Source organism: Cupriavidus sp. 2TAF22 (assembly GCF_052115045.1).
GTDB lineage: Bacteria > Pseudomonadota > Gammaproteobacteria > Burkholderiales > Burkholderiaceae > Cupriavidus.
Genome location: NZ_JBFRFX010000073.1, coordinates 1 through 21,239 on the forward strand (window position 1 = coordinate 1; position 21,239 = coordinate 21,239).

The 21,239-nt window shown below is 67.2% G+C and carries 17 protein-coding genes and 1 pseudogene; 7 read left to right on the forward strand and 11 right to left on the reverse strand.

Annotated elements, in window-relative coordinates:
- Positions 1-198: hypothetical protein (locus AB4Z48_RS38615; RefSeq protein WP_441623863.1), on the forward strand; the 198-nt coding region annotated here is incomplete at its 5' end.
- Positions 199-324: 126 nt separating this feature from the next.
- Complete coding sequence (locus AB4Z48_RS38620) at positions 325-546, forward strand: hypothetical protein (RefSeq protein WP_441623865.1); 222 nt, start codon at positions 325-327, stop codon at positions 544-546.
- Between the two features lie 106 nt (positions 547-652).
- Here the strand turns inward: AB4Z48_RS38620 and AB4Z48_RS38625 are convergent, their stop codons facing one another.
- The 3 genes from AB4Z48_RS38625 to AB4Z48_RS38635 all read right to left on the reverse strand — a co-directional run bounded on the left by AB4Z48_RS38625 (position 653) and on the right by AB4Z48_RS38635 (position 4,083).
- Positions 653-1,213 carry an NADPH-dependent FMN reductase gene (locus tag AB4Z48_RS38625; RefSeq protein WP_441623866.1) on the reverse strand — a complete coding sequence of 187 codons (561 nt, stop codon included), beginning with the start codon at positions 1,211-1,213 and terminating at the stop codon, positions 653-655.
- A 143-nt stretch (positions 1,214-1,356) separates the two neighbouring features.
- On the reverse strand, positions 1,357-2,433 hold the full coding sequence (locus tag AB4Z48_RS38630; RefSeq protein ID WP_441623868.1) for an enoyl-CoA hydratase/isomerase family protein: 1,077 nt from the start codon (positions 2,431-2,433) through the stop codon (positions 1,357-1,359).
- Positions 2,434-2,517: 84 nt separating this feature from the next.
- Positions 2,518-4,083 carry a methyl-accepting chemotaxis protein gene (locus AB4Z48_RS38635; RefSeq protein WP_441623870.1) on the reverse strand — a complete coding sequence of 522 codons (1,566 nt, stop codon included), beginning with the start codon at positions 4,081-4,083 and terminating at the stop codon, positions 2,518-2,520.
- 344 nt (positions 4,084-4,427) lie between these two features.
- Here AB4Z48_RS38635 and AB4Z48_RS38640 point away from each other — a divergent pair, with 344 nt between their 5' ends.
- Positions 4,428-5,324 (forward strand): sterol desaturase family protein, encoded by an 897-nt coding sequence (locus AB4Z48_RS38640; RefSeq protein WP_441623871.1) that lies wholly within the window; start codon positions 4,428-4,430, stop codon positions 5,322-5,324.
- 86 nt (positions 5,325-5,410) lie between these two features.
- Here AB4Z48_RS38640 and typA read toward each other — a convergent pair whose 3' ends face one another.
- Complete coding sequence (typA, locus tag AB4Z48_RS38645; protein WP_441623873.1) at positions 5,411-7,231, reverse strand: translational GTPase TypA; 1,821 nt, start codon at positions 7,229-7,231, stop codon at positions 5,411-5,413.
- A gap of 237 nt (positions 7,232-7,468) precedes the next feature.
- Here typA and AB4Z48_RS38650 point away from each other — a divergent pair, with 237 nt between their 5' ends.
- The 4 genes from AB4Z48_RS38650 to AB4Z48_RS38665 all read left to right on the forward strand — a co-directional run bounded on the left by AB4Z48_RS38650 (position 7,469) and on the right by AB4Z48_RS38665 (position 12,506).
- Positions 7,469-7,966, forward strand: coding sequence for a MarR family winged helix-turn-helix transcriptional regulator (locus AB4Z48_RS38650; protein WP_441623874.1), 498 nt, complete (start codon positions 7,469-7,471; stop codon positions 7,964-7,966).
- 98 nt (positions 7,967-8,064) lie between these two features.
- Positions 8,065-9,579 carry an efflux transporter outer membrane subunit gene (locus tag AB4Z48_RS38655; protein ID WP_441623876.1) on the forward strand — a complete coding sequence of 505 codons (1,515 nt, stop codon included), beginning with the start codon at positions 8,065-8,067 and terminating at the stop codon, positions 9,577-9,579.
- 72 nt (positions 9,580-9,651) lie between these two features.
- Positions 9,652-10,899 carry an HlyD family secretion protein gene (locus AB4Z48_RS38660; protein ID WP_441623878.1) on the forward strand — a complete coding sequence of 416 codons (1,248 nt, stop codon included), beginning with the start codon at positions 9,652-9,654 and terminating at the stop codon, positions 10,897-10,899.
- Between the two features lie 2 nt (positions 10,900-10,901).
- Positions 10,902-12,506 carry a DHA2 family efflux MFS transporter permease subunit gene (locus AB4Z48_RS38665; RefSeq protein ID WP_441623880.1) on the forward strand — a complete coding sequence of 535 codons (1,605 nt, stop codon included), beginning with the start codon at positions 10,902-10,904 and terminating at the stop codon, positions 12,504-12,506.
- Between the two features lie 104 nt (positions 12,507-12,610).
- Here AB4Z48_RS38665 and truB read toward each other — a convergent pair whose 3' ends face one another.
- The 7 genes and pseudogenes from truB to rluB form a co-directional block, all read right to left on the reverse strand.
- Entirely contained in the window at positions 12,611-13,558 is a 948-nt protein-coding gene (gene truB, locus AB4Z48_RS38670) for a tRNA pseudouridine(55) synthase TruB (RefSeq protein WP_441623882.1), read from the reverse strand.
- A 91-nt stretch (positions 13,559-13,649) separates the two neighbouring features.
- Positions 13,650-14,018 carry a 30S ribosome-binding factor RbfA gene (gene rbfA, locus AB4Z48_RS38675; RefSeq protein ID WP_441623884.1) on the reverse strand — a complete coding sequence of 123 codons (369 nt, stop codon included), beginning with the start codon at positions 14,016-14,018 and terminating at the stop codon, positions 13,650-13,652.
- Between the two features lie 9 nt (positions 14,019-14,027).
- Positions 14,028-16,850: pseudogene (gene infB, locus AB4Z48_RS38680) on the reverse strand (translation initiation factor IF-2); the annotation flags it as partial.
- 83 nt (positions 16,851-16,933) lie between these two features.
- Positions 16,934-18,409, reverse strand: coding sequence for a transcription termination factor NusA (nusA, locus tag AB4Z48_RS38685; RefSeq protein WP_441623886.1), 1,476 nt, complete (start codon positions 18,407-18,409; stop codon positions 16,934-16,936).
- The gene (gene rimP, locus AB4Z48_RS38690) at positions 18,406-18,894 is read right to left on the reverse strand and encodes a ribosome maturation factor RimP (protein WP_441623888.1); all 489 of its coding nucleotides are present in this window, start codon (positions 18,892-18,894) and stop codon (positions 18,406-18,408) included. The genes nusA and rimP overlap by 4 nt, the downstream gene beginning before the upstream one ends.
- Positions 18,876-19,076, reverse strand: a complete 201-nt coding sequence (locus tag AB4Z48_RS38695) for a hypothetical protein (RefSeq protein WP_441623890.1) — start codon at positions 19,074-19,076, stop codon at positions 18,876-18,878. The genes rimP and AB4Z48_RS38695 overlap by 19 nt, the downstream gene beginning before the upstream one ends.
- A 164-nt stretch (positions 19,077-19,240) precedes the next feature.
- Positions 19,241-21,238 carry a 23S rRNA pseudouridine(2605) synthase RluB gene (rluB, locus tag AB4Z48_RS38700; RefSeq protein ID WP_441623892.1) on the reverse strand — a complete coding sequence of 666 codons (1,998 nt, stop codon included), beginning with the start codon at positions 21,236-21,238 and terminating at the stop codon, positions 19,241-19,243.
- Between the last annotated feature and the right edge of the window lies 1 nt (position 21,239).

Consider the following 21,239-nt stretch of genomic DNA (forward strand, 5'->3'; position numbering starts at 1 on the left):
GTGCGCGGCGGCGCCAACACCTGGATGCAGGGACTGGGCCCGGTGGCCAACGTCAATGTCAACGTCAACCAGAACATCGCCCAGCTGCAGAGCATCAACGTCAACACGCTCAACAACGTCGGCGTGATCGGCTCCGGCCTCGGACTGGCAATCGATGTCAATCCTTCGCAATGGGCTGCTACCCACGCCAAGGTCTGAGCGATGCCCGCGGCCGCGGAGGCAGCACCCGTGGCCTATACTGACCAGGACGGTGCCGCGGCCGCAAGGCTGCTCCGTCCGGCGAAGGCCGGCCCAGCCGGCCTTCGCACCCTGCAGGAGGAAGTCATGGCCGTTATCGTCATCAAGGATTTGCCGGACAACGTGGATCTCGACAGGGAAGCCATGGCGGCGATCACAGGCGGCGCGAGAACCCGCGCCGGTCATGCATGGCCGGTGCGCAGGGCCGGGGCGAGCCTGCGCGTCATCAGCTATCCGGGGGGCTTTCCAGGCCAGCCGCTGGCAGCCGCGCACGTGCGGCCGGCCGGGGACATCAAGCGCGGCAAGTAGAACGAAGAGCGCAAGGCAGCGATAACCTGCCCTCCCGCCCGCTGCCCCGTCGGCAGCGGGCGTCAGCATTTGCGCGGCAGCATTGCATGTCGCGCGCCGCCGGCGCTCAGCGCGGCGCGTTGCGCTCGATCCAGCCCGCGAACGTGTCCAGGAACTTGCCGAGGAGGCCGCGCGTGTATTCATTGGCAATGCCGCCCTGCGCGTCGAACAGCTTGTCGACACCGCTGAGATAGACCTCGGGCTGCTGCAGTACCGGTATGTTGAGGAACACCAGCGACTGGCGCAGGTGGTGGTTGGCGCCGAAGCCGCCCACGGCACCCGGCGAGGCACTGATCACGCCGCCCGGCTTGCCGTCCCAGACGCTCTGCCCATAGGGGCGCGAGCCCACGTCGATCGCATTCTTGAGCGCCGCCGGCACCGAGCGGTTGTATTCCGGCGTGACGAACAGCACGGCGTCGGCGCGGCGGATGCGGTCACGGAATGCCACCCATGGCGCGGGCGGGCTGGTGTCTTCATCCTGGTTGTAGAGCGGCAACTGGCCGATCTCCACGATCTCGAGCTTGAGCCCTGCGGGCGCCATCGCGGCCAGCGCGACGGCCAGCTTGCGATTGAAGGACTCCTTGCGCAGGCTGCCTACCAGTACGGCTACATCACGGGGATTGCTCATCGCGATTCCTTTCACGTTCACGGCATGATGGTGTCGGAGTGATGCTGGTCGGACCCGGAGGCCGCAGGCAGCACGGCATGCCCGCGGCGGGTCCAGTCGTCACTCTAATCCAATTGCGCGAAAAGGAACCGCCCGGCGCCCTGCTACAGCGCCGCGAGCGGATGCTCGCCATGCGCCCACGGGCTGTCGAAGAAGGCGCGCACGCGATCGCGCTGCACTTCGTCCAGGCGCGGCGGCTGCCACTTGGGCGCGTGGTCCTTGTCGACCGCCAGCGCGCGGATGCCTTCCACGCCGTCGCCGTGGCGGAACACGTAGTACATCATGTCCAGCTCCATGCGCAGTTCGTCCTCCAGCGTCATGGTGCGGGCACGGCGGACCTGCTCGAGCGTGACGTTGAGCATCAGCGGCGAGCGGCTGCGCAGCATGGCGGCGGTCTGCGCGGCCCAGTCGGTGCCGGCGTCGCTCACCGCTGCCACGATATCGCTCACCGACGCGCCGGCGAACAGGCGGTCGATGTCGTCTTGCAGCGATGCGAGCTGGCTCCGGTCCGGCTGGCATGCGTCGCGGTGCGCGGCGGTGGCGGCATCGATGCAGGCCAGCACGGCGTCGCCGTCGGCGAACTGGCGCGCGCGCAGCGTGTCGACCAGTTCGGCCAGGGCGTTGCCGGGCAGGTAGGCGTCGGCCAGGCCGGCATGCAATGCGTCCGCGGCATGGATCATCGCGCCGGTCAGGCCCAGGTATTCGCCGATGCGGCCTGGCGTGCGCGACAGGAACCAGCCGCCGCCCACGTCGGGGAACAGTCCGATATTGGTTTCCGGCATCGCCATCTTGGTCCGCTCGGTCACCAGGCGGCGGCGCGCGCCCTGCGAGATGCCCATGCCGCCGCCCATCACCACGCCGTCCATCAGCGCGATATAGGGCTTGGCATAGCGGTGGATCAGGTGGTTGAGCGCGTATTCCTCGACGAAGAACTGGTCGAGCGTGGTGTCGCCGGCCAGCGCTGCCTTGTGGAAGAAGCGGATGTCGCCGCCCGCGCAGAAGGCCTTGCCGCCCGCGCCGGCGATCACCACGGCCGCGACTTCGGGCGCCACGGCCCATGCGTTGAGCGCCCCGGTGATGGCGCGAATCATCTCGAGCGAAAGCGCGTTGAGCGCTTGCGGGCGGTTCAGCGTCAGGTAGCCGATGCCGCCCCGGATCTCGCTGGTGACCAGGTCTGTCATTGTCTCTATCTCCACGAATGCAACCCTCGACTTTACACCAGCAGGGGTGCGCGGGCGTGCCGCACCAGGCGCTTTGCGCCGCGTTCAGGCCACGCGGAAAGCCGCCATCAGGCCGGTCAGCCGCTGCGCCTGGTCATCGAGCGACGCCGCGGCCGCCGCCGCCTGCTCGACCAGCGCGGCGTTCTGCTGGGTCATGCCATCCATCTGCGCGACCGCCTGGTTGACCTGCTCGATACCGCGCGACTGTTCGTCGGAGGCTGCGCTGATGCCGCCCATGATGCCGCTCACGCGCCGCACCGCCCCCACCATCTCCTCCATCACCTGCCCCGCCTGGCCCACCAGTTCGCCGCCGGCACGCACGCGCGACACCGAATCGCCGATCAGCGCGCGGATCTCCTTCGAGGCCCCCGCGCAGCGCTGCGAGAGATCGCGCACGTCGCCGGCCACCACCGCGAAGCCGCGGCCGTGCTCGCCCGCGCGCGCGGCTTCCACCGCGGCGTTGAGCGCGAGGATATTGGTCTGGAAAGCGATTTTCTCGATCACGTCGATGATGTCGACGATCTTGTTGGCGCTGGCGTCGATGGCCTGCATGGTGTCCACCACGCGCGCCACCGCTGCGCTGCCGCGCTCGGCCAGGCCCGTGGCATCGCTGGCCAGCGCGTTCGCCTCGCGCGCGCTGTCGGCGTTCTGGCGCACGGTGCCGGTGAGTTCTTCCATGCTGGAGGCCGTCTCCTCCAGCGAAGCCGCCTGCTGCTCGGTGCGCTGCGAGAGATCGCCGTTGCCGCTGGCGATCTGCCTGCTGGCCGCCGCGATGGCATCCGCGCCACCGCGCACCTCGGCCACCATCGTGGCCAGGCTGGCCTGCATGCGGCCCAGCACCGCAAGCATGCGGCCGGTCTCGCTGCGCTCGTCCTGCGCGTGGGCATCGGCGTGCGCCGCACGGCCCGCGGAGAAATCGCCGGCGGCCATCCGCTCGAAGCGCGCCACGGCGACGTCCAGCGGCCCGACGATGGAGCGGCGCAGGCGCCAGGCCACCACCGTGCTGAAGCACAATCCCAGCGCCAGCGCGCCGAGCGACAGGGTGCGCAGCATGATGTAGCGGTCCTGCGATTCCTGGTAGACCGCCTGCGCGCTGGCGAGCTGCAGCTTGCCCAGCTCCGTGTTGACGGCAGTGAAGGCAATATCGAGCCTGGGAATGGTATCGAGCACGAAGCCCATCACGGCTTCGCGGTCGCCGCGCTGCAGCGCGGCGACCATCGGTGACACGCCCTGGCCAAACAGCGCCTCGCGCTTGGCCGCGACATCGTCGGCGGCCTTGGCCTCGCCGGCGGCGCGCGGCAGCGCCAGGTAAGCCTTCCAGGCCACGTCGGACTGGCGCGCGAAGCCTTCGGCCAGGGCGGCGCGGGCGCGCGCATCGGCGGGGTCGGTGGCGAAGGTGGCCTGGTCCAGCAGCACGCGCACCAGCAACTGGTTGGAGCGCGCCTCGGCCAGGCTGACCGCGGCGGCAAGCTGGTGCTGGTAGATCTGCCGCGTGGCGTCGTTGCTGCGGGACATGCCCAGCCAGCCCACGCTGCCGACAATCAGCAGCAGCGCATTGGCGACGATGGTAAGGATCCACAATCTGGATCCGATGGAAGTGTTGCGAAACATGATGGCTCCCCGTTGTGATCTGGCTCTGGCGCGGCTGGCTTGCGCTCGTGTCCGGCGCTGCGTGCGGCCCTGGGTGCGCCCCTGGGCGCGGCCCCTTGTGCGCCCCGAATCCAGCCGCCCTGCTATCAACGGCGCTCGCGGTCGTTCCTGAATCCGCGCGCGGAGATATTCAGTCCTGCAGAATCGTCAGCAATCGGGAGGACGGGTGCCGACTGCCGCAGGTGCCGAAGAGAGGCGTATGCTGTCCCCGCACGGCCCGCTCGCCGGCGTCCGCGAAGGCACCGGACGAGCGTATAGAGGATGCCCTCCAGGAAAAAACGCCCGAAACCGGCAACACTTGACGGATGACACAGTCGACCATCGATCCCGGCCTGATCCTGCTGGCGTTTGCGCCGGTGTTCCTGCTCACCATCGGGGCGGAAGCCTGGTACTGGGTGCGGCGCGACCCGTCCGTCTACAGCCTGCGCGACAGCGCCTCGAACGCGGCGCTGGCGCTGATGCACCAGGCGTCGGATGCGTTCTTCCTGTGGCTGATGGTGCGTACCGTCTATGGCTGGTGCTACCAGCACGGGCTGCAGGCGGTGCCGCAGACGTGGTGGTCCTTCCTGCTCCTGCTGCTGTTGCAGGATTTCCTCTACTACTGGTTCCACCGCGCCAGCCACCGCGTGCGCTGGATGTGGGCTTCGCATGTCACGCACCACTCATCGGAAGGCATGAATTTCTCGACCGCCTTCCGCCAGAGCCTGACCTACCCGCTCTCCGGCATGTGGCTGTTCTGGATCCCGCTGGCGCTGATCGGCTTCACGCCAGACTGGGTGATCCTGGCGGTAGGGCTGAACCTGGCCTTCCAGTTCTTCGTCCATACGCGCCTGGGCAGGCGCTGGCATCGCATCGAATGGCTGCTCAACACACCCTCGGTCCACCGTGTGCACCACGCCAGGAACCCGCAGTACATCGACCGCAACTATGCCGGCGTGCTGACCGTGTGGGACCGCCTGTTCGGGTCGTTCGTGCCGGAGGAGGACGCGCCCGACTACGGCATCACGCGCCGCATCGCCAGCCACAATCCGATCACCCTGACCTTCCACGAATGGCGCGACATGTTCGCCGATGCATGGCGCCACCGCGACCCGCGCCACCTGTGGATGCCGCCCGAATGGCGCAACCCGCGCGAGGCTGTGGCGACCGGTCCGGCGCGAGGCGCCGGGGCGCTGGCCGGCGAACGGGGCTCCGACGCCTGAGCCTTATCGCGCGGGCTGACGCCGGACAACAAAAAACCGCGCTCGAGGCGCGGTTTTTTGTTGCGGCAAAGCTGCGGCGAAGGCGCTCAGACGCTTTCGCGCGAAGCACGCTTGCGTTCGTGCTCCTTCAGGTGGCGCTTGCGCAGGCGGATGCTCTTCGGCGTGATTTCGACCAGCTCGTCGTCGGAGATGAATTCCACCGCGTATTCCAGCGACATCTGGATCGGCGTGACCAGGCGCACGGCTTCGTCGGTACCCGAGGCACGCACGTTGGTGAGCTGCTTGCCCTTGATCGGGTTCACGACCAGGTCGTTGTCGCGGCTATGGATGCCGATGATCATGCCTTCGTACAGCGCATCGCCCGGCTTGACGAACATGCGGCCGCGGTCCTGCAGCTTCCACAACGCGTAGGCCACGGCGTCGCCGTCGTCCTGCGAGATCAGCACGCCGTTGTGGCGCTCACCCAGGCCGCCTTCGCGCAGCGGCGCGTAGTCGTCGAAGATGTGGCTGATCAGGCCGGTGCCGCGCGTCAGCGTCAGGAACTCGCCCTGGAAGCCGATCAGGCCACGGGCCGGAACGCGGTATTCCAGGCGGGTGCGGCCCTTGCCGTCCGACGCCATGTCGAGCAGTTCGCCCTTGCGGCGGCCCAGCTCTTCCATCACGCTGCCCTGGTGGCCGTCTTCGACGTCCACGGTCAGCAGTTCATACGGCTCGTGCTTGACGCCGTCGATTTCCTTGAACACCACGCGCGGACGGGACACGGCCAGCTCGTAGCCTTCGCGGCGCATGTTTTCCAGCAGGATGGTCAGGTGCAGCTCGCCGCGGCCCGACACTTCGAAGATGGTGTCGTCGCCGGTTTCCTGCACGCGCAGGGCCACGTTCGACTTCAGCTCGCGGTCCAGGCGCTCGCGCAGCTGGCGGCTGGTCACGAACTTGCCTTCACGGCCCGCCAGCGGCGAGGTGTTGACGCAGAAGTTCATGGTCAGCGTGGGCTCGTCCACCTTCAGCATCGGCAGCGCGTCCTGGGCGTCCGGCGAGCACACCGTGCAGCCGATACCCAGTTCTTCGATACCGTTGATCAGCACGATGTCGCCGGCTTCGGCTTCGGGCACGATCTCGCGCTCGAGACCCTGGAACTTCAGCACCTGGTTGATGCGGCCCTTGATCGGGTTGCCCTCGGGACCGAACTTGACCACCACGTCCTGCAGCGCGCGCGCACGGCCGCGCGAGATGCGGCCGACGCCGATCTTGCCGACATAGCTGGAGTAGTCCAGCGAGATGATCTGCAGCTGCAGCGGACCGTCCGGGTTGTCGTCGCGCACCGGCACCTTGGCCAGCACGGTCTCGAACAGCGGCTTCATGTCGCCTTCGCGCACATCGTCGGTCAGGCCGGCATAGCCGTTCAGGCCGGATGCGTAGATCACCGGGAAGTCGAGCTGCTCGTCGGTGGCGCCGAGCTTGTCGAACAGGTCGAAAGTCTGGTTGATCACCCATTCCGGACGCGCGCCGGGGCGGTCGACCTTGTTGATCACCACGATGGGCTTGAGGCCCAGCGCCAGCGCCTTGCGCGTCACGAAGCGCGTCTGCGGCATCGGGCCTTCGACGGCATCGACCAGCAGCAGCACGCCGTCGACCATCGACAGCACGCGCTCCACCTCACCGCCGAAGTCGGCGTGGCCGGGGGTATCGACGATATTGATGTGGGTGCCGTCGTATTCGACAGCGCAATTCTTCGCCAGGATGGTGATCCCGCGTTCCTTTTCGATGTCGTTCGAATCCATCACGCGCTCGACCATTTGCTGGTTGTCGCGGAAGGTCCCTGCCTGGCGCAGGAGTTGGTCGACCAGAGTGGTCTTGCCATGATCGACGTGGGCGATGATGGCGATATTGCGGATGGCGCGGGTCATTGCAGCGTCTCGCTTGTGGGGCTGAGCATCAAAAGATAACCCGAGATTATAGCATGTTGCGGCGCAAAACCCGAGTCCGACGTTGGTATTCCCCGTCAGGTGGTGCGCAGGAGACAAAGCGTCCGCAAACCACGATTGTTGCGAATATCGCAATAGCAAATTGCCAACCTTGCGATTTGATAACCGTGAACATATAGTTGTCACGGCAAACATTGCAGCGACAAGCACCTGCCAGACATGTCCGAGCAGAACCGGCCCGACCTCCAGAATCACCCCGCCTCCTTCGATACCCACCCTTTCGACCCGGCCGAATACCGCATGGGCGAAAGCATGGGCTACCTGCTTGCGCGCGCCAAGAGCGTGCTCGCGCACGAGGTCGAGCAGGAGGTCAACGGCCTGGACATCACCCATGCGCAGGCCACCTGCCTGATGATGCTGGCGGCCGGGCGCGGCAACACGGTCACGGACCTGGGCCGCGAACTCAGCACCGACATGGGCTCGGTCACGCGCCTGCTCGGCCGCATGGAAAAGCGCGGCCTGATCGAGCGCCAGCGCAGCGACGCCGACCGCCGCGTGGTGGATGTATCGATCACCCCCAGCGGGCGGGCGCTGCTCGAAGCGCTGCCGGGCATCTACTGCCGCGTGCTGAACCGGCATTTCCGGGATTTCTCGGAAGCGGAACTGCAGACCTTCCGCTCGATGCTGCACCGGATCATCGGCAACAACAGCGGGTAGGCGCGGCGCAGGCGAGCCACGGTCAGGCTCTCACGCCGGCTCGATTCACGTTCTTCCACGATAAAAGCAACATTGACGCTCTCTCGCAGGGCACCGAGATGAACCAAGCACCCTCCTCCTTTTCCGCACTGTCGCCGCGCGCGCGCGCGGCCGGCCGCCGCACCGGCGCGCTGGCGCTGAGCGCGCTGGCCGCCGCGGTCCTGGCCGGCTGCGCCGCCTTTGGCAATTCGCACAGCACGCAGACCGTCACCGATCCCACCTCCCTCGCCAGCGCCCAGGTCTTGCCGGGCGAGCATGGCCAGTGGCCCACGCTCGACTGGGTCGACCAGTTCAACGATGCGCAACTGCGCGGGCTCGTCGACGAGGCGGTCAAGGACAGCCCCAGCCTGCAGGCTGCCTTTGCGCGCGTGGAAGCGTCCCGCGCGATGGCCGATGCCACCCGTAGCGCACTTTACCCGCATGTGGACTTCGAAGGCAGCCTGGTGCGCCAGCGCTTCTCGGAGACCGACCTGTTCGCCGGCACGCGGCTGGCCGGATCGTGGCAGAACCAGTCGCGCCTGCAGGCCGGCCTCTCGTATGACTTCGACTTCTGGGGCAAGAACCGCGCCGCGCTGGAAGCCGCGCTGTCGGACGACCGCGCCACGGAAGCCGAGAGCCAGGCCTCGCGCCTGATCCTGACCACGGCCGTGGCGCGCACCTATGCCCGCCTGGCCGCGCTGTACGCGCAGCGCGACGTGGCCGAGCGCGCGATCGCCCAGCGCCGCGACCTCACGCAACTGTCCACCGACCGCCTGCGCGCGGGCCTCGACACCCAGGTGGAAACCACCCAGGCGCGCGGCACCGTGGCCTCGGCGCAGACCGACCTGCTGCGCGTGGACGAAGACATCGCGCTCGCGCGCAACCAGATCGCCGCGCTGCTGGGCAAGGGCCCGGACCGCGGCCTGGCGATCCAGCAACCCACCGTGCTGGCGCACGCCACGCCGCAACTGCCGGACAACCTCACCATCGACCTGCTCGGACGCCGCCCCGACCTGGTGGCCGCGCGCTGGCGCGTGGAAGCATCGAGCAAGGATATCGCCGTCGCGAAGGCCGAGTTCCTGCCGGCAGTCAGCCTGACCGCCTTTGCAGGCGTGGCCTCGCTGGACCCGTCCAACCTGCTGATGAGCATCAGCCGCACCTTCGGCATCGGCCCGGCCGTCACCCTGCCGATCTTCGAGGGCGGCAGGCTGCGCGCCAACCTCAAGGGCAAGTACGCGCAATACGATCTCGCCGTAGCCAACTACAACCAGGCCCTGATCGACGCACTGCGCGAGACCGCCGATACCGTGGCCAGCATCCGCAGCGTGGATACGCAGATCAGCGCGCAGCGCGAAGCGCTCAGCCTGGCCGAGCGCGCCTACTCGCTCTCGACCATCCGCTACAAGGCCGGACTGGGCACGCAGCTCACGGTGCTCAACGCCGAAAGCAATGTGCTGCAGCAGCGCCGCCTGGCCACCGACCTGCAGGCCCGCCGCCTGGACCTGCAGATGGGCCTGATGAAGGCGCTCGGCGGCGGCTACCAGGAGCAGGGCGAAGGCGCGGCCGCGCAAAAGCCCGAAGGCGCGCGCGGCTAGCCGAGCCGGCGCACAGGAGCAGCCCGGACCACGGCGTCCGCACAGTACCGACAGCATTCATACAAGACGATCATGAGCGACAACAAGCAAGCGGCCCAGACTCCCGCCTCCCCGGCGGCTTCCGTCAACAACAATGGCAAGCGCAAGCGCCTGCTGCTTTCCCTGACCGCCGCGGTGGTGGTGGCAGGCGTGGCCTACGGCATCTACTGGGGCCTGTACGCACGGCACTTCGAAAGCACGGACGACGCCTATGTCGCCGGCAACGTGGTGCAGGTCACGCCGCTGGTGGGCGGCACCGTGATCTCGATCGCGGCCGACGACACCCAGCTGGTCACCGCCGGCCAGCCCCTGATCCAGCTCGACCGCGCCGACTCGCAGGTGAATCTGGAGCAAGCCGAGGCGCAGCTGGCGCAGGCCGTGCGCGAAGTGCGCACGCTCTACGTCAACAACGGCTCGCTGGCGGCCAACGTGGCGATGCGCGAAGCCGACGTGGCCAAGGCACGCGAAGACCTCAAGCGCCGCGAGGCCATTGCCGGTTCCGGCGCGGTCTCGGGCGAGGAAATCTCGCATGCGCAGACCGCGCTGCAGGCGGCCCTGTCAGCGCTGTCGTCCACGCGCGAGCAGCTCGCCTCCAACAAGGTGCTGACCGACCAGACCACGGTGGAAAAGCACCCCAACGTGCAGCGCGCCGCCGCCAACCTGCGCTCCGCCTATCTGGCCTTCGCACGCTCCACCCTGCCGGCGCCGGTGACCGGCTACGTGGCCAAGCGCTCGGTGCAGGTCGGCCAGCGCGTGGCCCCCGGCGCGCCGCTGATGGCGGTGGTGCCGCTGGAGCAGGTGTGGGTCGACGCCAACTTCAAGGAAGTGCAGATCACGCATATGCGCGTGGGCCAGCCGGTCAAGCTCGAAGCCGACCTGTACGGCTCCAAGGTCGAGTACGAAGGCAAGGTCGAAGGCTTCTCGGCCGGCACCGGCTCGGCCTTCTCGCTGCTGCCCGCGCAGAACGCCACCGGCAACTGGATCAAGGTGGTACAGCGCCTGCCGGTGCGCATCGCGCTGGACGCGAAGCAGCTCAAGGATCATCCGCTGCGCGTGGGGCTGTCGATGAACGTGACGGTCGACGTGCGCAAGGAAGAAGGCGCGACGATGGCGCAGGCCACCGTGGCACGGCCGATGCAGACCGACGTGTATGAGAAGGTCGGCCAGGACGCCGACGCGCTGATCGCCCGCATCATCTCCCTGAACAACGGTGGCCGCCAAGGCGCCGAGCCGATGGCGGCACCGGTCTCGGCGCCGGCCGCCAAGCCTGCCAGCACCTGAACATGGCGACTTCCCTCCCCGTGCGCGACAGCGCCGCACCGGGCCCGCGCGGGCCCGCGGCGCGCCCCGCCGCGCCTGCGCCGCTGACGGGCGGAAAGCTGGTGATCGGCACCATCGCGCTGTCGCTGGCCACGTTCATGAACGTGCTGGACTCGTCCATCGCCAACGTGTCGATCCCGGCCATCTCCGGCGACCTCGGCGTGGCGCCCAACCAGGGCACCTGGGTGATCACCTCGTTCGCCGTGGCCAACGCGATCTCCGTGCCGCTGACCGGATGGATGACCACCCGCTTCGGCGCGGTACGGCTGTTCATCACCTCGATCCTGCTGTTCGTGCTGTCCTCGTGGCTGTGCGGCGTGGCGCCCAACCTGGAAGTCCTGCTGGCCGCGCGCGTACTGCAGGGCGCGGTGGCCGGGCCGATGATCCCGCTGTCGCAAGCGCTGCTGCTGTCGAGCTATCCGCCGCAGAAGAGCACCATGGCGCTCGCGCTATGGGGCATGACCACGCTGGTGGCGCCCATCATGGGCCCGCTGCTGGGCGGCTGGATCTCCGACAACATGACCTGGCCGTGGATCTTCTATATCAATATCCCGGTCGGGCTCGGCGCGGCCTATGCCACCTGGGCGATCTACCGCGACCGCGAAACCCCCACCAAGATCCTGCCGATCGACCGCATCGGGCTGACGCTGCTGGTGATCTGGGTCGGCTCGATGCAGCTGATGCTCGACAAGGGCAAGGAACTGGACTGGTTCCACTCCACGGTGATCGTGGTGCTGACCGTGGTGGCCATCGTGGGATTCCTGTTCTTCCTGATCTGGGAGAGCTACGAGAAGCATCCCATCGTCGACATCTACCTGTTCAAGGGGCGCAACTTCAGCGCCGGCGTGGTGGCGATCTCGGTGGCCTACGGGCTGTTCTTCGGCAACCTGGTGATCCTGCCGCTGTGGCTGCAGACCATCGTCGGCTATACCGCGACCGACGCCGGCATCGTGATGGCGCCGGTGGGCATCTTTGCCATCCTGCTGTCGCCGCTCATCGGCAAGAACCTGCCCAGGATGGACGCGCGCTGGGTCGCCACGCTGGCCTTCATCACCTTCGGCGTGGTCAGCCTGATGCGCTCGGGCTTCACCCTGCAGGTCGATACCCGCTCGCTGATGATCCCCACCCTGATCCAGGGCGCGGCCATGGCGATGTTCTTCATCCCGCTGACCTCGATCATCCTGTCGGGCCAGCCGCCGGAGAAGATGCCGTCGGCCTCGGGCGTGTCGAACTTCGTGCGGATCACCTTCGGCGCGATCGGCGCGTCGATCTCGACCACCATCTGGGAGAACCGCTCCGCGCTGCATCACGCGCAACTGGTCGAGCAGATCAATCCGTTCAACCCGGCCTATAGGGCGCAGCTCGAACACCTGGTGCAGATGGGCATGACCGAGGCCCAGGCCAACGGCTTCATCGAGCGCGGCATCACGCAGCAGGCGGCCATGCTCGGCGCCAACGACATCTTCTGGATCTCGGGCGTGTTGTTCTTCGTGCTGATCGGCTTTGTCTGGCTGACCAAGCCGAAGAAGGGAGGCGATATGGATGCCTCCGCGGCCGGGGCGCACTAGGAGCCGCCACCAGGCTCGCCGGACACATAAGCCGATAAAAAAGCCGATGCCATCACTGGCATCGGCTTTTTTTGCTTCCCGCGCGCTGCCGGGTCACGACCCGCTCAGAGCTTGACCAGCCGCTCCGGCCGCAACGCCCCTTCCCGCATGCGCGCCACGCCAAGCAGGCGCTCCGGCTCGCCGCCATAGATGCGGGCGAGTTCGCCTTCCGCCAGTTCGGTGCCGGCCGGCAGGTCGCGCTGCGCGATACGCTGGCCTTGCAGGAAGCGGCCCATCGCGGCTTCCTCGAGCCGCACCGGCGCGCAGCGCTGCAGCAGCGCATCGACCGGGGCCAGCATCGCCGGGCGCGCGGCATCGTCATGCGCGTCGATCTGCTCGAGCGTGACCGCGCCATCCAGGCTCAGGTCGCCCACCGCCGTGCGGCGCAGCCCCGTGAGGTGCGCGCCGCAGCCCAGCGCTTCGCCGATATCCTCGGCCAGCGTGCGGATATAGGTGCCCTTGCTGCAGGTCACCCGCATGGTGAAGGTGGGCGCCGCGGGCAGGCCGCAGCCGAGCAGCGTGATCTCATGGATGGTGACGCGGCGCGCCGCCCGCTCCACGGTCTGGCCGGCGCGCGCGTATTCGTACAGCGGGCGGCCGTCCTTCTTGAGCGCCGAGTGCATGGGCGGCACCTGCTCGATCTCGCCGGTGAAGCGCGCGATCGCCACGCGCAGTGCCTCGGTGTCACACGCCACCTCGCGCTCGGCGATCACCTCGCCTTCCGCATCGCCGGTGGCGGTGCGGATGCCCAGGCGCACCTCGGCCTCATAGGTCTTGTCGGCCTCGAGCAGGTCCTGCGAGAACTTGGTGGCCTCGCCGAAGCACAGCGGCAGCAGGCCGGTGGCGAGCGGGTCGAGCGTGCCGGTATGCCCAGCCTTGAGCGCGCGCAGCATGCGCTTGGCGCGCACCAGCGCATCGTTGGACGACAGGCCCAGCGGCTTGTCGAGCAGCAGCACGCCGTGCACCTCGCGGCGCGGTTGCCGGGGCGGGCGATTGGTTTTCGGATCGGTCATGAGGGGGGAAAGACGGGCGAGGGAAACGGCCAGGCAGACAGACGGAAGCACGGAGGATGAAAAAACGGCCCGCAATGACGGGCCGCTTTCTTCAGTCTTCTTTCGCGCGCGTCGAGTTGGCTTCGCTGATCAGCTTGGACATCTCGATGGCTTGTTCGACCGAGGTGTCGTGATGGAAGTGCAGCGTCGGCACGGTATGGATATGCAGTTGCTTGAACAGCAGCGAATGCAGGTAGCCGGCCTTTTCGTTGAGGATGCCCTGCGCGACTGCGGCATCGGCGCCAAGCACGGTGAAGTACACCTTGGCATGCGCGTAGTCGGGCGTCAGGGTGACCGACTGCAGCGTGACGAGCCCCAGGCGGGGATCGCGCAACTCGCGCGCGATCATCGCGGCCAGGTCACGCTGGATCTGGTCGGAAATCCGGAGATTGCGAGAGGAGATATTGCCTTTCTTGGCCATTCAATGCGGTTTTATCGAGACGGCCGCGGCGGCCCCATCCGCGGATACGTCGTCCTTGAAGCGCTTGAGCGAATCGAGCTCGCCGGTATGGATGACCACGTTGTTGCGCAGCACCCGTACCAGGGCGGTACGCTTGACCAGGCCATCGGTGACCATACAACCGGCCACCGCACCGATCTTCGGCACGCGGAACACCTGGCGCACCTCGACCGTACCGAGCGTGACTTCGCGCTTTTCCGGAGCCAGCATGCCCGACATCGCCGCCTTGATCTCGTCTACCGCATCGTAAATGATGTTGTAGTAGCGGATGTCGATGCCGTTGTTCTCGGCCAGCTTGCGCGCGCCGGCATCGGCACGCACGTTGAAGCCGATGATGACCGCCTTCGAGGCCGTGGCCAGGTTGACGTCCGACTCCGAGATGCCGCCCACGCCGCCGTGCACGATCTGCACGCGCACTTCGTCGGTGGAGAGCTTCTGCAGGGACTGCACCAGCGCTTCCTGCGAACCCTGCACGTCGGCCTTCACGATCAGCGGCAGCGTCTGTACTTCGCCTTCGCTCATCTGCTCCAGCATGGTCTCCAGCTTGGCCGCCTGCTGCTTGGCCAGCTTGACGTCGCGGAACTTGCCCTGGCGGAACAGCGCGATTTCGCGCGCCTTGCGCTCGTCGGGCAGCACCAGCACTTCTTCACCGGCGGCCGGCACTTCGGACAGGCCCTGGATCTCGACCGGAATCGAGGGACCCGCTTCCTTGGTCGGCTTGCCGGTTTCGTCCAGCATGGCGCGCACGCGGCCGTAAGCGCTGCCAGCCAGCACCACGTCGCCACGCTTGAGCGTGCCGCTGGTGACCAGGATGGTCGCGATCGGGCCCTTGCCCTTGTCGAGCTGGGCTTCCACCACCAGGCCCTTGGCCGGGGCATCCACCGGTGCCTTCAGTTCCAGCACTTCGGCCTGCAGCAGCACTTGCTCGAGCAGGTCGTCGATGCCGGTGCCGGTCTTGGCGGACACCGGCACGAACGGCGAGTCACCGCCGTATTCTTCCGGCAGCACCTGCTCGGCCACCAGTTCCTGCTTGACGCGGTCCGGGTTGGCTTCGGGCTTGTCGATCTTGTTGATCGCCACCACGATGGGCACGCCCGCCGCCTTGGCGTGGGCGATGGCTTCCTTGGTCTGCGGCATCACGCCGTCGTCCGCGGCCACCACCAGGATGACAATGTCGGTCGCCTTGGCACCGCGTGCACGCATGGCCGTGAAGGCCTCGTGACCCGGGGTGTCGAGGAAGGTGATCACGCCGCGCTCGGTTTCCACATGGTAGGCACCGATATGCTGCGTAATGCCGCCGGCTTCGCCAGCCGCGACCTTTGCGCGACGGATGTAGTCCAGCAGCGAGGTCTTGCCGTGGTCGACGTGACCCATCACGGTCACCACCGGCGGGCGCGGCAGTTGCTCGGCGTCGGTGTGTTCCTCGCCGCCCACCACCAGCAGCGCTTCCGGATCGTCCAGCTTGGCGGCAAACGCCTTGTGGCCCATTTCTTCCACCACGATCATGGCGGTTTCCTGGTCCAGCACCTGGTTGATGGTCACCATCTGGCCGAGTTTCATCATCTGCTTGATGACCTCGGATGCCTTGACGGCCATCTTGTGGGCGAGATCCGCCACCGAAATGGTTTCGGGAACGTGCACTTCGCGCACCACCGGTTCCGTCGGCGCCTGGAAGTTGGTGCCGCGATCGTCCTGCTGGTGGCGATTGCCACGGCCGCGCGGACCACCGCGCCAGCCGCCCACGCCACCCGACGAATCGCCGCGTGTCTTCAGGCCGCTGCCCTTCTTCTTCGAGCCTTCGTCCTGCCAGGTCGAGGAAGTGCCGGCCTTGACCACCTTGCCGGTCTTCTTGTCGACCGTGGTGGTGGCGGTTGCCGTGGTGGCGGGCTTCTTGTCTTCCTTCTTGACCTCGGTGCCAGGCGCCTTGACCGGCTTGTGCAGCGTGCCGGTCTGCTCGGCCTTCTTTTCCTCGGCCTTGCGTTCGGACGGCGCCTTGAGCACGCGCGCCGGCGCATTCAGCATCTGCTGAATGGCACGGGCCTCGGCCTCGGCAGCCTCGCGGCGCTTGCGCGCTGCGTCCTGCTCGGCACGCGCCTTGTCGGCAGCCTGCTTGGCTTCGTCGGCGGCCTTCTGTGCGGCGGCGCGTTCGGCGGCCAGGCGATTCTTGTCGTCCTCGGCCTTCTTGCGCGAATCGTCGTCTTCGGGCGCAGCCGTGGCGGCCGCAGCGCGTAGCGCGGCAGCTTCCTCTTCCGCCTTGCGGGCGGCGAGTTCAGCCTGGCGGCGCTCCTCGGCCTCAAGTGCTTCCTGCTTGGCGCGGCGTTCGGCTTCCTCGCGTTCGGCCGCCTCCTGGCGGGCCTTCAGCTCGGCTTCCTGGCGCGCTAGCAGTTCTGCCTGCTGACGGGCTTCCTCATCCTGGCGCGCCTGCTCGGCCGCATCGACCTGAACGTCGGCGGCGTCGTGGCCATCGGCTGCGCCCTCGGGAGCCGCCTCGTCACGCTTGATCAGGACACGCTTCTTGCGCACCTCGACCTGTACCGTACGCGTCTTGCCGGTGGAATCAGCCTGCCGGATCTCGGAAGTCTCACGCTTGGTCAGCGTGATCTTCTTGCGCGAGCTGTCGTCGGCCTGACCGTGCGAACGCTTGAGGTAGTCCAGCAACCTGGTCTTGTCGGATTCGGTGATGATGTCTTCAGGCGTCACCTTGCCCACCCCAGCTGCCTGCAATTGTTCCAGCAGGGCAGCTGCGCTGCGGCTCAGTTCTGCGGCCAGTTGGGCAACTGTTGTGCTTGCCATTCAAACCCTTTCAATGCTCGGTTTATACGTCGGGACAGTCGTGTGCGGAATACGCGCTCAGTCAATCTGGTTGAGCGTGTCCCTCAGTTAAACCAATGTTCCCGTGCTTTCATGATCAACGCGCGGGCCTCTTCTTCGCCCAGGCCGACCATCTCGACCAGTTCGTCGACTGCCAGTTCGGCGAGTTCGTCACGCGTATGGATACTGCCTTCGGCCAGCTTGCCGATCAGTTCCGGGGTCAGGCCGTCGAGGGAGCGCAGGTCCTGCGACACCTCTTCCACCTTTTCTTCCCGGGCCAGTTCCATCGTCAGGAGTGCATCGCGTGCGCGGTTGCGCAACTCGTTGACGGTGTCTTCGTCGAAGGCATCGATCTCCAGCATCTCGCTGATGGGCACATAGGCCACTTCTTCCAGCGTGGAGAATCCTTCGTCGATCAGGATGTCGGCCACTTCCTCGTCCACGTCCAGCTTGGCCATGAACAACTTGCGCACCACGTCGCTTTCCTCGGCCTGCTTCTGCGCCGATTCTTCCTGCGTCATGATGTTGATCTGCCAGCCGGTCAGTTCGGACGCCAGGCGTACGTTCTGCCCGCTGCGTCCGATGGAGACGGCGAGATTTTCCTCGTCCACCACCACGTCCATGCTGTGCTTTTCCTCGTCCACCACGATGGACTGTACCTGCGCCGGCGCCAGCGCGCCGATCACGAACTGCGCCGGATCTTCCGACCACAGTACGATATCAACCGCCTCGCCGCCGATCTCGTTGCGCACCGCGGTCACCCGCGTGCCGCGCACACCGACACAAGTGCCGATGGGATCGATGCGCTTGTCATGCGCCACCACGGCGATCTTGGCGCGCACGCCAGGGTCGCGGGCAGCCGCCTTGATCTCCAGCAGGCCTTGTTCCATCTCCGGCACTTCGTTCTCGAAGAGCTTGATCAGGAACTCGGGCGCAGTGCGCGAGAGCTCGATCTGGGGCCCGCGCGCGGTGCGGTCCACGTTCAGAATATAGGCGCGGACGCGGTCGCCGGTGCGCAGATTTTCCTTCGGGATGATCTGGTCGCGGGCCAGCAGCGCTTCCACGCGGCCGGATTCCACGATCAGGCCCTTCTTGTCGGCCCGCTTGACGGTGCCGGTCATGACCTTTTCGCCGCGGTCGAGGTAATCGTTGAGGATCTGCTCGCGCTCGGCGTCACGGATCTTCTGCAGGATCACCTGCTTGGCGGCCTGCGCGCCGATACGGCCGAACTCGACCGACTCGATCTGCTCTTCGATGAACTCGTCGAGCTCGATGTCGGCGCTCTGCTCGCGCGCTTCGAACATCAGGATCTGCTTGTCCGGCTCCTGCAGACCCTGTTCATCGGGGACCACGAGCCAGCGGCGGAACGTTTCATGCTCGCCGGATTCACGATCGATGGAGACACGGATATCCACGTCTTCCTCGAAGCGCTTCTTGGTTGCCGAAGCGAGTGCCGCTTCCAGCGCACCGAATACCACATCCTTGTCGACGTTCTTCTCACGCGCAAGCGCATCGACGAGCAACAGAACTTCGCGGCTCATTGCTTGTTCCCTTTTTTCTGATTTCCTTTGAAGTCGATCACCGGCACCAGGCGTGCGCGATCGACATCGGATATGGCGAATTCCAGCAGTGCCGTGCCGTCCTTGCCGTCGAACTCCAGGCCGATCTGCTCCGCCCCCGGCTCGCCGGTGGGTGCCTGCAGGATGCCGACGAAGTTCTTCTGGCCGTCGACCGGGAGGCGCAGCGTGACCCTGGCTTCCTGGCCCGCAAAGCGGACGTAGTCAGCCAGTTTCTTGAGCGGCCGGTCCAGCCCCGGCGAGGACACTTCGAGACGCTCGTAGTCGATATTCTCGACCGTGAGCACGTGGGTAAGCTGACGGCTTACCTTCTCGCAATCCTCGATGACAATCCCGGTTTCAGGCTGATCGATATAGACGCGCATCAATCCGCCCGGAGCGCGCTCGAGCTCAACCAGCTCGTACCCCATGCCGTTCAGGGTGGTTTCGATCAAATCTGCCAGATGCACTGTATTCCCGAATAATGGCCATCAATACCGTGGCAGACCCAGCCCACCGGCACTGCCGCCTTTCTTTTGAAGACGGCTTCGCAGCCTGCTTGCCTGCCCGTCACCCCGACCGGCGCGCCGCGCAAGGACGGCATGCATGCGGATTGGGCGAACCAAAAAAAAATGGGCGCAATGCCCATCATTCGCCCATCCTTTTTCAGGATGACTTTTGAATAGACTTGGATTATACGCCGTTGCGGTGCAAAAGGCAAAGAGATAGCCGGGAGAAACCCGGACGGGAGGACAATGCGCGACGCGCCTCACTCCTTCCCGACCGTAATCCCCGCCACCCGGCACTACAAAAGCGTCAGCGGTTGCCGTCCCGGCCGCCGCCGCGCGGACGGCGATTGCCGTTCGCCTTGCCAGGCTGCGGCATCACATTTCCGTTCGCCTCGCCGCCGCCGCCGCCGCCGCGGCGCGGGCCGCGACCCTGGCCGCCGCCCATGCCACCCATGCCACCCATGCCACCCATGCCACCCATGCCGCCCATGCCGCCCATGCCGCTGGCGCCGCGGGCGCCACGTCCACCGCGCCCACCCATGCCGCCAGGGCCGCGCGGCGTGCCCGCCGCGCCGCCACCGAGCTTGGTGGTATGCGACGTCAGCAGGGTCGGGCCACCGATATAGCCCATCGACGTCTGCATGGGATCCGGCTGGCCACGACCGGCACCGCCGCCACGCGGACCGTTGCCGCGGTTCACGCGCGGCAGGCCGTCCATGCCGGTCGGCATCGGCATGCCGGCAATGGCCGCCTCGGTGCGCGCCTTGCGCCCGGTGACCTTGCTGTTGCCGCCCTTGGGCTGGCTGTCACCCTTCGACGGCGCCTTCAGGCCGATGGATGCCATCAGCGCGCGCACATCGTCGGCTTCAAGTTCCTGCCAGCGGCCACGCTTGAGGCCGCGCGGCAGCAGGAACTGGCCGTAGCGGGTACGGATCAGGCGCGACACGGTCAGGCCAACCGCCTCGAACATGCGACGCACTTCGCGGTTGCGGCCTTCGGTCAGCGCCACGTGATACCAGTGGTTGATGCCCTCGCCGCCGCCATCGGCGATGCGCAGGAAATTGGCCTCGCCATCGTCGAGCTTGATGCCGTGCAGCAGGCGCTGGCGATCGGCCTCGGCCAGTTCACCCAGCGTGCGCACCGCGTATTCGCGCTCCACGCCGTAGCGCGGATGCATGAACTTGTTGGCGATGTCACCCGAAGAGGTGAAGATCAGCAGGCCTTCAGTGTTGAAGTCGAGGCGGCCGACGGCCACCCACTTCCCTGCCTTGATGCGCGGCAGGCTGTCGAACACGGTGGGACGGCCTTCCGGATCCGACTGGCTGACGATCTCGCCGGACGGCTTGTGGTACAGCAGCACGCGCGGCGGCTTGGTCGACACGCGGCGGTGGATCAGCTTGCCGTTGACGCGGACCTGGTCGGCCGGCAGGATACGCTGGCCGATATGGGCCGGCAGGCCGTTGACCGACACGCGCCCTTGCAGGATCAGTTCTTCCATCTCGCGGCGCGAGCCCAGGCCGCCTTCGGCAAGCACCTTGTGCAGCTTGGGAGCGTCGTCGTCCGCGGAGAGTTCGCGCACTGGCTTGACCTTGGCACGCGCACCGCTGGCGTCTTCCTGGTCGTACTGCCCGGAAATCACGAAGCGGAACAGATCTTCGCCGCTTGCCGCGGCAGCGGCCGGCGCCTTGTCGGCCGCACCCGGCGCCGGGCGCTGTGCGCCGCCGCCCTTGCCCTTGTTGCCCTTGCCTGCCTGGCGCCCTGCGCCCTGCTGGCCTTCGGCGCCGCCGCGGCGGCCCTGGGGCTGCGCCTGGCCCTGCTGACCCTGGCCCTGACCCTGTTGAGGCTTGCGCTTGCGTGCGCCGTTGGGTCGTGCCCCGTCGCGCTGGCGTTCGCCGGCGACTTCGGCACCTGCCTCGCCCACACCGGCGGCGTCGCCACCGGCTGCGCGGCGCCCACGCGGCGCCGGGCGCTCGCCCTGCTGCTCGCCGGCCTGTGCCGCCTCGCCTTCGGCGGGCTTGCGCTTGCCACGGGTGCGCCCCTTGCGCGCGCCGTCGCCCTGTCCGGGCTGGGCGTCGGACGCACCAGCCTCGGGAGCGGCGGCCTGCTCGCCATCGGCGGGGCGGCCGCCCTCGCGGTCCTGCGCAGACTGGCGGCGCGTGGCTACCAGGTTGCGCAAGCCACGGCGCAGGCCCTTGCGGCGCGGTGCGCCTTCGGCGCCGTTGCCGGCGTCGCCGGCCGGCGCATCCGCCGGGCGGACGTCTTGATCAACAGAATCGGACAAGGTATTCACATTCGGATGTTGCATG